Consider the following 13,458-nt stretch of genomic DNA (forward strand, 5'->3'; position numbering starts at 1 on the left):
CGGGGTGTGGGCGTGCCACCGTGTCACGTCTTGCCGTGGCCATGTTTCACCGCCGTTTTCGCAGGTCGTGGCATGTTTCAACCCTGTTGCGCGTCGTGCGCGAGGAGCGCGATGTGCACGGAGGCCGCCTGTTCGAAGTCGTCCAGGTCGATCCCGAGCCGCGCCTGTATGGCCTCCAGCCGGCGGTACAGCGCGGGCCGGGAGACGTGGTGGAGCTGGGCGGTGCGGGACTTGTTGCGGCCGGTCGCCAGGTAGGTGCGCAGCACGTCCAGCAGCTCCGCCTCGCCGCCGCACAGCAGGCCGTCCAGCTCGCGTTCGGCGAAGGACTGCACCTGGGGGTCGTCGCGCAGCAGCCGGATCAGCCCGCGCAGGTGGACGTCCCGCAGCCGGACCACGACCGGCCGGTCGAGAGCGGCTCCGGCGACCGCGTCGGCGACGTGCCGGGCCTCGCGCAGCCCGGCGGGCACGTCCTCCCAGCAGGTGCGCGGGTCGGCGGCGGCGACCACCGCGTCCGGCAGGTCGGGGGTGCGCAGCCGGGCGGCGAGACGGCCGGTGAGCGCCTCGGCGTCCTGGTCGCGGGCGAGGCTGAGCAGTACGGCGGTGGCGCCGTCCGCCAGCTCCGCGACGAGCCCGGTCAGGCCCAGCGTGCGCAGCACCCGGGCGAGCCGCTCGGGGTCGGCACCGGGCACCACGAGCGGCACGAAAGTCCGCCGGTTGACGGGGAGTCCGGCCGCGCGCGCCCTGGGCAGCAGGTGGCGAGCGGGTACGGTCCCGGAGGCGAGGTCGGTCAGCAGGCCGTGCGCGGACTGCTCCTCCCAGGTGCGGCCCGAGGCGCCGCCGAGCATCCGGTGCAGCACCAGCGCCTCGGCGGCCCGGTCCGCGAGCAGGCGTCCGGTGGCGGTGTCGCCCCGGTAGCCGCACAGCAGCAGCCTGCCCCAGCGCTCCCCGCGCCCGCCCAGCTCGGCGCGGACCCAGCCGTCGCCCTCGCTGCCTCCCCCAGTGCCTGAAAGGCCTGGGTGGTGCCCCCATGCCTGCCGGGCGATGCGCTCCCAGTCGCGCAGCACGTCGTCCACGGCAGGCCGCTCCCCCGCCGTGGCGAGGACCCGGTGCGCGAGGTTGGTGAGGACGACCGGACACCCGGAGTGCTGTGCGACCTCGTCCAGCAGCCGTTGCAGCGGGGCGCCGGAGGTGATCAGCGCGGTGAGGCTCGTACGGACGGCCTCGGAGAGGCTGACGGCGGCGAACTTCCGCCGCACCAGACGCGATTGGACCTCTTCGGTGAGTTCGGCGAACGGGAAGGGCCGGTGCAGCACGACCAGCGGCAGCCCGCACCGCTCGGCGGCCCGGCGCATCACCTCGGGCGGTGTGGGAAAGGCCCGGCCGAGCCCGAGGACGACGGCCGCGGCCTCCGCCCGGTGCAGCGACTGGATGTACGCGGCCTGCTTGGCCTCGTCCCCGGCGAGCAGCACCCCGGTGGTGAGCACCATCTCGCCGCCGGTGAGCATCACGCCCACGTCGGCGGCCTCGGCCACGTGCACCCAGCGCACCGCCCGGTCGAGCCCGTCGGCCCCGGCCACCACCTCGGGGTCCCCGGCGAGCACCCGCTCCAGCGTGAGCACCTGCCGGACGGACAGGGCCGGTTCCTCCGGCCGCCAGGAGGTGTGCCGGAACTCCGAGGTGGTGGTCATCCGCTGTACCTCGTTCTGTAGGGGGTGCCGCGTCCATCCGCCGATCCGATCCAGACGACACCCCCTAGTACGTGCTCCTCAGCGCGTTCTCGAGGATCGCCGCGCCTTCCTCGGCCTCCGCGACGGTGAGCGTCAGCGGCGGGGCGATGCGCAGGGCGCTGGTGTTGTGGCCGCCGCCCTTGCCGATGAGCAGGCCGTTGCGGCGGGCCGTCTCCAGGACGGCTGCGGCCGCGGCCGGGTCGGCCTCGTCGGTGCCCGGCTTCACCAGCTCGATGCCGATCATCAGCCCCCGGCCGCGCACCTCGCGGACACCGGGCAGTCCGGCGGTGACGCCGCGCAGGAGCTCGATGAGCAGGCCGCCGACCCGGCGGGCGTTGCCCTGGAGGTCGTGTTCGAGGTGGTAGCCGAGGTTGGCGAGCCCGGCGGCCATGGTGATCTGCGTGCCGCCGAAGGTGGAGATGCTGTTGGCGTCGATGCAGTTCATGATCTCGGCGCGGGCGATCACCCCGCCGATGGACATGCCGTTGCCGATGCCCTTGGCGAAGGTGACGATGTCCGGCGGGCCATTGCGGTCGTGCGCCTGCCAGCCCCAGAAGTGCTCGCCGGTGCGGCCCCAGCCGGTCTGGACCTCGTCGGAGATCCACAGGATGCCGTGCTCGTCGAGCACTTCACGGAACGCCGCGTACAGCCCGTCCGGCGGGGAGGTGAAGCCGCCGACGCCCTGGATGGGTTCGGCGATCAGCGCGACCGGGGGCCGGGTCTGGCCGAGGAGGTCGCGCAGATCGGCCACGCAGGCGTCGATGAAGGCGCGGTCGTCCAGGCCGGCGTAGGGGCCCCGGGTGCGGACGCCGCCGTGCACGTACAAGGTCTGGAGCGGGGAGAGGGAGGTCGGGGACCAGGTGCTGTTGCCGGTGATGCCGACCGCGCCGAAGGACCGGCCGTGGTAGCTGTTGCGCATCGCCAGCACGGTGTTGCCCTGGCGGTAGGTGGTGGCGAGCAGCATCGCCGTGTCGTTGGCCTCGGTGCCGGAGGTGGTGAAGAAGACCCGCGCGTCCGGGATGCCGCTCACCATGGCGACGCGCTCGGCCAGTTCGACCATCGGGCGGTTGAGGTAGAGGGTCGAGGAGTGGATGATCCGCCCGGCCTGCTCGGTCACCGCCTTGGTGACCTCGGGCAGCGCGTGCGCGGTCATGGTGGTGAGGATGCCGCCGAAGAAGTCCAGGTAGCGGTTGCCCTGGGCGTCCCAGACGTGCCGGCCCTCGCCGTGGGTGATCTCCAGCGGGTCGTCGTAGTAGAGCGCGAGCCAGTCGGGCAGGACGCCCCGGTGACGGGCGTACAGGTCGTTCACGGGTTCACCAGCCCCTCGTAGGCGTCGGGGCGGCGGTCGCGGTAGAACGCCCACTGCCGGCGGACCTCGTCGATGAGGTCGAAGTCCAGGTCCCGGACGAGGAGTTCCTCGGTCTTGTCGTCCCCGACCTCGCCGACGAACTGGCCGCGCGGGTCCACGAAGTACGACGTGCCGTAGAAGTCGTTGTCGCCGTACTCCTCCTGGCCGACCCGGTTGATGGCGGCGACGAAGTACTCGTTGGCGACGGCCGCGGCGGGCTGCTCCAACTGCCAGAGGTGGGAGGAGAGTCCGCGGTGGGTGGCGGACGGGTTGTAGACCAACTGGGCGCCGTTGAGTCCCAGTTGGCGCCAGCCCTCGGGGAAGTGGCGGTCGTAGCAGATGTAGACGCCGACCTTGCCGACCGCCGTGTCGAAGACGGGCCAGCCGAGGTTGCCGGGTTTGAAGTAGTACTTCTCCCAGAAGCCCTTGACCTGCGGGATGTGGTGCTTGCGGTACTTGCCGAGGTAGCTGCCGTCCGCGTCGATCACGGCGGCGGTGTTGTAGTAGAACCCGGAGCCCTCGACCTCGAAGACCGGGACGACGATCACCATGCCGGTCTCGCGGGCCAGCTCCCGCATCCGGCGCACGGTCGGGCCGTCCGGCACCGGTTCCGCCCAGCGGTAGTGCTCCGGCTCCTGCACCTGGCAGAAGTAGGGGGCGTTGAAGACTTCCTGGAACCCGATGATCTTCGCGCCCCGGCGCGCGGCCTCGCGGGCGTACTCCTCGTGCTTCTCGATCATGGACTCGGTGTCGCCGGTCCAGGTGGCCTGAACCAGTGCGGCACGTACGACGTTGGCCATGAGCTGCTCCTTCGACGCGGCGTCCGAGCCTCTACGCCCGTAGAAACGGGCCGTAGAGGGACGAAAGTAAGCCTCTTGGACGCCCTTGCCAAGACCATCGTCGCCAACCCGCTGATTCGATCCCGTTTCACACTCCTGCGGGTGAGCGGGGTGCCGGTCAGGGGGTGATCCCGGCGGCGCGGAGTGCGTGGAGGAGGGCCCGGTGGTGCTCCTCGGAGACGTGCCGGGCCGCTGCCAGGAGGAGAGGGGTGAGGTGGTCGGGGTCCGGGGTGGCGAGGCGGGCCGCGTCCTCGGGGGTGCGGGTGCGGACGCAGGCGTCGAGGAGGGTGCGGGCGTCGCGGGTACGGCCCTCCGCGTCGAGTCGCGCCACGGCGGCGCCGGTTTCCTCCGGTGGGCGGGCGGCGCCCTCACGGAGCAGGCGGTGGGCTTCCTCGGGGTGGCCGGCCGCCGCCAATGCCTGCGCCACGGTGACCAGTTGCTCCGGGGGCAGTGCGGCGGCCTCCCAGCGGAGGGTGGTCCAGTCGGCGTGGGTCAGGGCGTCCGCGAGGAGCGGGAAGCGTACGGCGGGCCCGCGGGCGGCTTCCGCCAGGAGCATGTGCGCCTCACCGCTGCGGCCTGCGGCGCGGAGGGCGGCGAGCTGGGCGACGGCGTGGGCTACGGCACGGTGATCGTCGGGGTGGGGTACGGGGCCGACCGCCTCCTGAGCCTCGGTCTCCGTCTCGGCTCCGGCGAAGCGGGCGCCCCGGAGGTCGGGGCCGGCCTGCGGGGCGCCGGGGAGGACCGGCGGGGCGGGGGTTTCGTCGTCCAGCCCGGCGAAACGGGCACTGCCCCGGCGGCGTTTGCGGGGCTTGGCGGGGGCGGCTTCGGCCGGATGACGGCCGGATGCGGCGGGGTGGGCGTCGGCCGGGCCGCCTGGCGCGACGCCGGACGACGCGGCCCGCCACGGTTCCGGGCGGGCCATCCGGGACAACCGGTCCCGCAGCTCCGCGCAGCGGGCCGTCGCACGGTGCCGGGCGTCCCGGGCCCAGGCCAGGTCGACGCGGAGGGCCTCCGCCTCCGCCTCCGTCCTCGCCTCGGTGAGGCGCCGGTTCAGCGCGGCCTCGCGTTCGTCGGCGTCGTGGCGCTCGCGGAGGGTGGCGTGGAGGCGGCGGGTCAGGGTGTCGTGGGCGCCGGGACGGGCGTCGCACGCGGCAAGGGCGGCCGCGTGCAGGGTGCGGGCGCGCTCGCGCTCGGCGAGGGCCGGTGCGGTGCCGTACGTCGCCGCGAGGTCCCGTAGCAGGGCGTCGACCACGTCCCACGGGGGCACCTCGCGCCCCTCGCGGCAGGCGTGCATGCCGTCCGGGTCGCGGTGCCAGAAGACCCCGCACCAGCCCGCGCCCTGATCGAGGCGAGCCAGCAGGCCGTCCAGGTAGGACCCGAACTCCCCCGCCACCGCCGTGAGTTGTTCCGCCATCGACCGGCTCCCGCCCGTTCGCCAGCACTGCGGGAGCCAGGCAACACCAGTCGTGTTACGGGCCTGCTACGCACGGTTTGCGGAACGGCTCAGACGGGGACCAGCGCGCAGCGAACGACCAGCTCGTCCATGGAGAGCCCGAGCGCGCGCGCAAGCGCCGCCACGGTGAAGAAGGCGGGGGTAGGCGCCCGGCCGGTCTCGATCTTACGGAGGGTCTCGGCGGAGATGCCGGCGACCGCTGCGACCTCGGTCATGCTCCGGGGGCCGCGCGCCTCGCGCAGCAGCCGGCCGAGCTGTTCGCCGCGCTCGCGCTCTTCGGGGGTCAGGGGGGTGCGCACCATGGCACCCATTCTAATACCGGTATAGTAATTGGCATGGTTGAACTCAAGACGGACGCCTCCATCGAGGCCATGTACACGGCCGGCCAGGTCGTCGGGCGCGCCCTGACGGCGGTACGGGAAGCCGCTGACGTGGGCGTGAGCCTGCGGGAACTGGACGAGGTCGCCCGCGCCGTCCTGCGCGAGGCGGGCGCGACCTCGCCCTTCCTCGGCTACCGGCCCTCCTTCGCCCCGACCCCCTTCCCGGCGGTGATCTGCGCCTCGGTGAACGACGCGATCGTGCACGGCATCCCCACCGGCTACCGCCTGCGCGACGGCGACCTCCTCTCCGTGGACTGCGGCGCCCTGCTGGACGGCTGGGCCGGCGACTCGGCGATCAGCTTCGTGGTCGGACGCCCGCGCGCCGAGGACCTGACCCTGATCGACACCGCCGAGCGGGCGCTGGCGGCCGGGATCGAGGCGGCGGTCGTCGGCAACCGCATCGGTGACATCGCCCACGCCATCGGCACGGTGTGCCGCGCCGCCGGGTACGGCATCCCCGCCGACTTCGGCGGCCACGGCATCGGGCGCAAGATGCACGAGGATCCCGGTGTGCCCAACGAGGGCCGCCCCGGCCGGGGCATGCCGCTGCGCCACGGGATGGTCCTGGCGATCGAGCCGATGCTGATCGCGGGCGGCAAGGACGGCTACCACCCCGACCCCGACGGCTGGACCCTGCGCAGCGACGACGGCTCCCGCGCGGCCCACGCCGAGCACACGGTGGCCATCACGGACGCGGGCCCGCGCATCCTGACGGCACGCGAGCCGGCGAGGCAGAGTACGGCTTCGTAGCGCGGCCCAGGGGGCCGGGGAAGCCTGCGGACGCCCTGCGCCCAGGCAGGGCACCGCGTCTCTTCCCGGCTCCGGAGCCGGGAAGCCTGCGGGTGCCCTTCCCTCGTCGGCGTGCCATCGTTTCAAGAGCGGCCGATCCGGGGTACCCGGCCGCTCCGCACATCGTCTGCGAAGGACGGAAACGATGACCAGCGGCTACACCGGCCCCGAGGGCGACCCCTTCGGGGAGTTCTTCTCCCGCTTCTTCGGCGGCTCCGGGAATCCGGGCCAGCCCGGCGGCCCCCGCCAGGTCGACATCGGCCGCCTGCTGAGCCAGCCCGCGCGCGAGCTGGTCAAGGGGGCCGCACAGTACGCCGCGGAGCACGGCAGCCGGGATCTGGACACCCAGCACCTGCTGCGCGCCGCCCTGTCCACCGAGCCCACCCGCAGCCTGCTCAGCCGGTCCGGGGCGAACCCGGACTCGATGGCCACCGAGATCGACGGCCGCGCCGGACCCGTGCAGCACCAGCCGGGCAACGTGCCGCCGACCGCGCTGTCCCTGACCCCGGCCGTGAAGCGGGCGCTGATGGAGGCGCACGAGATGGCACGGGCCAGCGGCGCCGGGTACATCGGCCCCGAGCACGTGCTGAGTGCCCTCGCCATGAACCCGGACTCGGCCGCCGGGCACATCCTGCACGCGGCCCGGTTCAAGGCGGAAGCGGCTCCGCCCGAGGCGCCGGAAACCGCGCAGGGCCGCCAGGACCGCCCCCGGCCCACGACCACGCCGACGCTGGACAAGTACGGGCGCGATCTGACCGAGCTGGCCCGCGAGAACCGCATCGACCCGGTGATCGGCCGGGAGAGGGAGATCGAGCAGACCATCGAGGTGCTGTCCCGGCGCGGGAAGAACAACCCGGTGCTGATCGGTGACGCGGGCGTCGGCAAGACCGCCGTGGTCGAGGGGCTGGCGCAGCGCATCGCGGACGGGGACGTGCCCGAGGGTCTGGAGGGGCGCCGGGTGGTGGCGCTGGACCTGACAGCGGTGGTGGCCGGCACCCGCTACCGGGGCGACTTCGAGGAGCGCCTGAACAACATCGTGCAGGAGATCCGCGCCCACTCGGACAAGCTGGTCGTCTTCATCGACGAGCTGCACACCGTCGTGGGCGCGGGCACCGGCGGCGAGGGCGGCGCGATGGACGCGGGCAACATTCTCAAGCCCGCCCTGGCCCGCGGCGAGCTGCACATCGTCGGCGCGACCACGCTGGAGGAGTTCCGGCGGATCGAGAAGGACGCGGCGCTGGCCCGCCGGTTCCAGCCGATCCAGGTGCCGGAGCCGTCCGTCGAGGACGCGCTGGAGATCCTGCGCGGGTTGCGCGACCGCTACGAGGCCCACCACCAGGTCCGCTACACGGACGAGGCGCTGGCGGCGGCCGTGGAGCTGTCCGACCGCTATCTCACCGACCGGCGGCTGCCCGACAAGGCGATCGACCTGATCGACCAGGCGGGCGCGCGGGTACGGCTCGGTGCCCGGACCAAGGGCGCGGACGTGCGCGCGCTGGAGCGCGAGGCCGAGCAACTGGTCCGGGACAAGGACCAGGCGGTGGCGGACGAACAGTACGAGCAGGCCACCCAGTTGCGGGACCGTATCGCCGACATCCAGCGGCGGATCTCGGAGGCGGCCGACGACGGGGAGGTCGTCGAGGGGCAGAACCTCGAGGTGACGGCGGAGGCCATCGCCGAGGTGGTGTCCCGGCAGACCGGGGTGCCGGTGAGCCGGCTGACCCAGGAGGAGAAGGAGCGCCTGCTCGGCCTGGAGGAGCATCTGCACGAGCGGGTGGTCGGCCAGGACGAGGCGGTCAACGTGGTCGCGGACGCCGTACTGCGCTCCCGCGCGGGGCTGTCCAGCCCGGACCGGCCCATCGGCAGCTTCCTGTTCCTCGGTCCGACCGGGGTCGGCAAGACGGAACTGGCCCGCGCGCTCGCGGAGTCGCTGTTCGGCAGCGAGGACCGCATGGTGCGGCTCGACATGAGCGAGTACCAGGAGCGGCACACCGTCTCCCGGCTGGTCGGGGCGCCGCCCGGTTACGTCGGCCACGAGGAGGCGGGCCAGCTCACCGAGGTGGTGCGCCGGAACCCGTACTCGCTGCTGCTCCTGGACGAGGTGGAGAAGGCGCACCCGGACGTGTTCAACATCCTGCTCCAGGTACTGGACGACGGCCGGCTGACCGACGCCCAGGGGCGGACGGTGGACTTCACCAACACGGTGATCGTGATGACCAGCAACCTGGGCTCGGACGTCATCACCCGGCGCGGTGCCGGGATCGGGTTCGGACCCGGCGGCGCGGACGCGGACGAGGAGGCCCGGCGAGAGCAGGTCCTGCGGCCGCTGCGGGAGCACTTCCGACCGGAGTTCCTCAACCGGATCGACGAGATCGTGGTGTTCCGCCAGCTCACGCCCGAGCAACTGCGCCGGATCACCGACCTGATGCTGAACGGCACGCGGGAACTGTCCAGCGCGCGCGGCGTGACGGTGGAGTTCACCGACGCGGCCGTGGACTGGCTCGCCGAGCGCGGCCATCAGCCGGAGTACGGTGCCCGTCCGCTGCGCCGCACGATCCAGCGCGAGGTGGACAACCAGTTGTCGCGGCTGCTGCTCAAGGGCACGGTGACCGAGGGCGGCGAGGTGACGGTCGATGTGACCGACGGACGGCTGGACTTCCGGGTCCAGGGCCAGGAGGCCCAGCCGGCCGAGGCGCAGCGCGAGGGCACCTGAGGCTCGTTGGCGGCTTCAGGGGCCCTCGGGATCAGCCCGTCGGGTTCACCACCATGGCGGAGCCGCCGCCGCGCCGGGTCGTCTCGGCGGCGGCCAGCCACTTCCCGTCCGGCAGCCGTTGGACGCCGGTCGCGGCGCCGATCTCGGGGTTGAGCTTGAAGCTGTGCCCGAGCTGTTCCAGCCGGTCCCGCAACGCGCTGTCGTACAGGGCGGGTTCGACTTCGGTCTGGGCGGCGTTGCGCTGGCTGGCGCGGGGCGCCGCGATGGCGTCGACCAGCGGGAGTCCCCGGTCGAGGAACTCGGTGAGGGTCTGGAGCACGGTGGTGATGATGGTGGCGCCGCCGGGCGAACCGAGCGCCACCACGGGCCGGTCGTGCCGGTCCAGGACGATGGTCGGCGAGATCGAGGAGCGCGGGCGCTTGCCGGGTCCGGGCAGGTTGGGGTCGGGGACGCCGGGGCTCGCCGGGGCGAAGGAGAAGTCGGTCAGCTCGTTGTTGAGCAGGAAGCCCCGGCCGGGCACGGTGATGCCGCTGCCGCCGGTCTGCTCGATGGTGAGCGTGTAGGAGACGACGTTGCCCCACTTGTCGGAGACGGTGAGGTGGGTGGTGTTCTCACCCTCGTACGTGGTCGGCGCGGCCTTGCCCTTGGTGGCGCAGGCGGCCGGGTGGCGGGGGTCGCCGGGGGCGAGCGGGCTGGTCAGGACGGCGTCGTCCTTGATCAGGCAGGCCCGCGAGTCGGCGAACCGCTGCGAGAGCAGTTGCTTCGTGGGTACGTCCTCGAAGGCGGGGTCCCCGACCCAGCGGCCCCGGTCGGCGAACGCGATCCGGCTCGCCTCGATGTACCGGTGCAGGTACTGGGTCTCGCTCGCCTTGGCGAGGTCGCTCTTCTCCAGAATGTTGAGGGCCTCGCCCACGGTGGTCCCACCGGAGGAGGAGGGCGCGATGGAGTACACCTTCAGGCCGCGGTAGGAGGTGTCGGTGGGCCGCTGGAGTTTCGCGCGGTAGCTCGACAGGTCCTTGGCGGTCAGCTTGCCGGGGCGGGCGTTCCAGCCCGAAGCGGGGTCGACCGGGGGCTTGTTGACGGTGGCGGCGATGTCCCGGCCGAGGTCGCCCCGGTAGATGGCATCGGCACCTTTGCGGCCCAGCTCCTGGTAGGTCCTTGCCAGGTCGGGATTCTTGAGGGTGGAGCCGACGACGGGCAGCTTGCCGCCGGGCAGGAACAGCCGCGCGGTGTCCGGGAAGTAGCGGAACCGGGTCTCGTTGGCGGCGGTCTGGGAGCGGAAGGTGTCGTCCACGGTGAAGCCGTCGCGGGCGATCCGCTCGGCCGGCCGCAGCACCCGGGCGAGGCTGTCGGTGCCCCAACTGCGCAGCGCCGTCTGCCAGGTGGCGGGGGTGCCCGGTGTGCCGACGCTCAGCCCGCTGGTGACGGCGTCCGCGAAGGCCAGCGGCTTGCCGTTCTCCTGGAACAGGTCGGAGCGGGCGCTGAGCGGGGCGGTCTCGCGGCCGTCGATGGTGTGCACGGTGCGGGACTTGGCGTCGTAGTAGACGAAGTAGCCGCCTCCACCGACCCCCGCCGAGTACGGCTCGGTGACGCCCAGCGCGGCGGCGGTGGCCACGGCCGCGTCGACCGCGTTGCCGCCGTTGCGCAGCACCTCGATTCCGGCCGCGCTGGCGTCGGCGTCGACACTGGAGACCGCGCCCCCGTAGCCGACCGCCACGGGCACCTTCCCGCCGGGCCCGCCCGGCGCGGCCGGTGGGGCCGGTGGGGCGGCGGCCCCCATCGAGGCGACGGCGGCCGAGACCACCAGCACCGCCAGCTTCCGCGTACCAGGACGACCCATCCGAACCTCCCGAGAACACCGTCCGCGCAGCGTAACCAGATCCCCAAGGCCCCCGACAGTATGCCTCGCGGCCCGGTGCCCCGCATGTCGGCTCCGACTCGCTGTGGCGGGCTGGCTCATAAGTGGACGCCCGTGTTGCAGGCTCGGGAAGACGGCTTGATCATCCATCGGGCAGACAGCGACGACAGGGACGAAACACATGCGTGAATGGCAGCTCGACGAGACGTATCGCAGCACGGCGGGGACCGTGCGCTGGAACAGCCTCGGGCAGCCCGGACAGGACCCCGTCGTGCTGCTGCACGGCACCCCCTTCTCCTCCTATGTGTGGCGTGACATCGCCCGGACGCTCGCCCGTCACCACCAGGTGTTCGTCTGGGACATGCCCGGCTACGGCGAGTCGGAGAAGTTCAAGGGCCAGGACGTGTCCCTGGCCGCCCAGAGCGAGGTCTTCACCGAACTCCTGTCGATGTGGGGCCTTACCGAACCGACGGTGATCGCCCACGACTTCGGCGGCTGCGTCGCCCTGCGGGCCCACCTGCTGCACGACGCCCGCTACCGGGCGCTGGCGCTGGTCGACCCCGTGGCGCTGGCTCCGTGGGGCTCCCCCTTCTTCCGGCTCGTCGGCGGCAACGCCGAGGTCTTCGAGGAGCTGCCGCCCGCCCTGCACCGCGCGTTGGTACGGGAGTACGTCAGCTCGGCCAGCGGCCCGGGACTGCACCCCGCGGTGCTGGACCGGCTCGTGCGACCGTGGCTGGACGCCGAGGGGCAGGCGGCGTTCTACCGGCAGATCGCCCAGGCCGACCAGCGCTACACCGACGAGATCCAGGAGCGGTACGGCGAGATCACCGTCCCGGCCCTCGTGTGCTGGGGACAGGAGGACACCTGGATCCCGCCGGTCAAGGGGCGCGAACTCGTCGCACGCATCCCCGGCGCCCGGCTGGAGCCCATCGCGGGGGCCGGCCACCTGGTCCAGGAGGACGCACCCGCCGAACTCACCGGTGCCCTGCTCGGCTTCCTCGCCCAGCTCCGCTGACCCGGCCCACTGCGGGCCGGCCGGAACACCCCGGCCGGCCCGGAGCCTTCAGTCCGCCATGCCGGCACTGAGCGTGGTGCCGTCCGCGGGGTCGATCAGCAGGAACGAGCCGGTGCGCCGGGAGGCCGCGTAGCCGTCGAGGGCGATGGGTTCGGCGGTACGGACGACGACCCGGCCGATGTCGTTGGCGGCCAGCCGGCCGGGGTCGGCGTGAGGGGAGAGGTCGTCGAGGGTGAGCCGGGAGGGGATGTCCCGCACGATCGCCGTGACGGTGCGGGTCGCGTGCTTGAGCAGGACACGCCGGCCCGGCACCAGGGGCTGGTCCGCGACATGGCACACGGTCGCGGTCACCTCGCGGGTCAGCGGCGGCAGGTCGGCCGTGGGCGCGATGAGGTCGCCGCGGGAGACATCGACGTCGTCGGCGAGGGACACGGTCACGGACTGCGGCGCGAACGCCCTGTCCGCGCGCCGCCCCAGCACGTCGATCCCGGTGATGGTGGAGGTGCGTCCCGAGGGGAGCACCGACACGGGCTGGCCGACGTACAGCGTGCCGGAGGCCATCTGGCCGGCGTAGCCGCGGTAGTCGGGGAGTTCGGGCGTCTGGGGGCGGGTGACGTACTGGACCGGGAACCGGCTCGGGGCGCCGTCGGGGCTGTCGGCCGTGGGGACGTTCTCCAGGTGGTCCAGGACGGTGGGGCCGCCGTACCAGTCCATGTGCGCGGAGGGTTCGACCACGTTGTCCCCGGTGAGCGCGGAGACCGGGATGGCGGTGAGTTCGGCGACGCCGAGTTTCGCGGCGTACCGGGCGAACTCGTCGGTGATGGCGGCGAACACCTCCTCGGAGTAGCCGACCAGGTCCATCTTGTTCACGGCGAGCACGACGTGCGGGACGCGGAGCAGGGCCGCGATGGCCGCGTGGCGTCGGGTCTGCTCGACCACGCCGTTGCGGGCGTCGACCAGGATCACGGTCAGCTCGGCGGTGGAGGCGCCGGTGACCATGTTCCGGGTGTACTGCTCGTGGCCAGGGGTGTCGGCCAGGATGAAGCGGCGCCGGGGTGTGGCGAAGTAGCGGTGGGCGACGTCGATGGTGATGCCCTGTTCGCGCTCGGCGCGCAGGCCGTCGGTGAGCAGCGCCAGGTCGGTGCTCTGCTGTCCACGGGCGCGGGAGGCGTGTTCGACGGCCTCCAACTGGTCGGCGAGGACGGACTTGGAGTCGTGCAGGAGGCGTCCGACGAGAGTGGACTTGCCGTCGTCGACGGAGCCGGCCGTGGCGAAGCGCAGTGTGTCGGTCGCGGTCGTGCTCAGGCTCGTGCCCGTACCGGTGATCGGGGTCATG

10 protein-coding genes are annotated in these 13,458 nt (G+C 72.9%); 3 read left to right on the forward strand and 7 right to left on the reverse strand.

Translation table 11 applies throughout. The annotated features are described in order from the left end of the window. Nucleotides 1-77: 77 nt before the first annotated feature. The 5 genes from OG448_RS05840 to OG448_RS05860 all read right to left on the reverse strand — a co-directional run bounded on the left by OG448_RS05840 (nucleotide 78) and on the right by OG448_RS05860 (nucleotide 5,669). Nucleotides 78-1,688, reverse strand: a complete 1,611-nt coding sequence (locus tag OG448_RS05840) for a PucR family transcriptional regulator (protein WP_405551846.1) — start codon at nucleotides 1,686-1,688, stop codon at nucleotides 78-80. Nucleotides 1,689-1,752: 64 nt separating this feature from the next. After that, nucleotides 1,753-3,036, reverse strand: coding sequence for an aspartate aminotransferase family protein (locus tag OG448_RS05845; protein WP_405551847.1), 1,284 nt, complete (start codon nucleotides 3,034-3,036; stop codon nucleotides 1,753-1,755). After that, complete coding sequence (locus tag OG448_RS05850) at nucleotides 3,033-3,875, reverse strand: nitrilase-related carbon-nitrogen hydrolase (protein ID WP_405551848.1); 843 nt, start codon at nucleotides 3,873-3,875, stop codon at nucleotides 3,033-3,035. Before OG448_RS05850 ends, OG448_RS05845 begins: the two co-directional genes overlap by 4 nt. A gap of 157 nt (nucleotides 3,876-4,032) precedes the next feature. Then, on the reverse strand, nucleotides 4,033-5,328 hold the full coding sequence (locus tag OG448_RS05855) for a hypothetical protein (protein WP_405551849.1): 1,296 nt from the start codon (nucleotides 5,326-5,328) through the stop codon (nucleotides 4,033-4,035). 89 nt (nucleotides 5,329-5,417) lie between these two features. After that, the gene (locus OG448_RS05860; RefSeq protein WP_030809674.1) at nucleotides 5,418-5,669 is read right to left on the reverse strand and encodes a helix-turn-helix domain-containing protein; all 252 of its coding nucleotides are present in this window, start codon (nucleotides 5,667-5,669) and stop codon (nucleotides 5,418-5,420) included. 33 nt (nucleotides 5,670-5,702) lie between these two features. Between OG448_RS05860 and map the strand changes: the two genes are divergently transcribed. Both map and OG448_RS05870 read left to right on the forward strand, forming a co-directional pair. After that, entirely contained in the window at nucleotides 5,703-6,497 is a 795-nt protein-coding gene (map, locus tag OG448_RS05865; RefSeq protein ID WP_405551850.1) for a type I methionyl aminopeptidase, read from the forward strand. A 184-nt stretch (nucleotides 6,498-6,681) separates the two neighbouring features. Beyond that, nucleotides 6,682-9,249, forward strand: a complete 2,568-nt coding sequence (locus OG448_RS05870) for an ATP-dependent Clp protease ATP-binding subunit (RefSeq protein WP_405551851.1) — start codon at nucleotides 6,682-6,684, stop codon at nucleotides 9,247-9,249. Between the two features lie 31 nt (nucleotides 9,250-9,280). Here the strand turns inward: OG448_RS05870 and ggt are convergent, their stop codons facing one another. Next, on the reverse strand, nucleotides 9,281-11,089 hold the full coding sequence (gene ggt / locus OG448_RS05875) for a gamma-glutamyltransferase (RefSeq protein ID WP_405551852.1): 1,809 nt from the start codon (nucleotides 11,087-11,089) through the stop codon (nucleotides 9,281-9,283). A gap of 199 nt (nucleotides 11,090-11,288) precedes the next feature. Here ggt and OG448_RS05880 point away from each other — a divergent pair, with 199 nt between their 5' ends. Further along, nucleotides 11,289-12,122 carry an alpha/beta fold hydrolase gene (locus OG448_RS05880; protein WP_405551853.1) on the forward strand — a complete coding sequence of 278 codons (834 nt, stop codon included), beginning with the start codon at nucleotides 11,289-11,291 and terminating at the stop codon, nucleotides 12,120-12,122. 48 nt (nucleotides 12,123-12,170) lie between these two features. Here OG448_RS05880 and OG448_RS05885 read toward each other — a convergent pair whose 3' ends face one another. Beyond that, on the reverse strand, nucleotides 12,171-13,457 hold the full coding sequence (locus OG448_RS05885) for a sulfate adenylyltransferase subunit 1 (RefSeq protein WP_405551854.1): 1,287 nt from the start codon (nucleotides 13,455-13,457) through the stop codon (nucleotides 12,171-12,173). Nucleotide 13,458 lies beyond the last annotated feature (1 nt).

The sequence above is a fragment of the Streptomyces sp. NBC_01171 genome, from assembly GCF_045039805.1.
GTDB lineage: Bacteria > Actinomycetota > Actinomycetes > Streptomycetales > Streptomycetaceae > Streptomyces.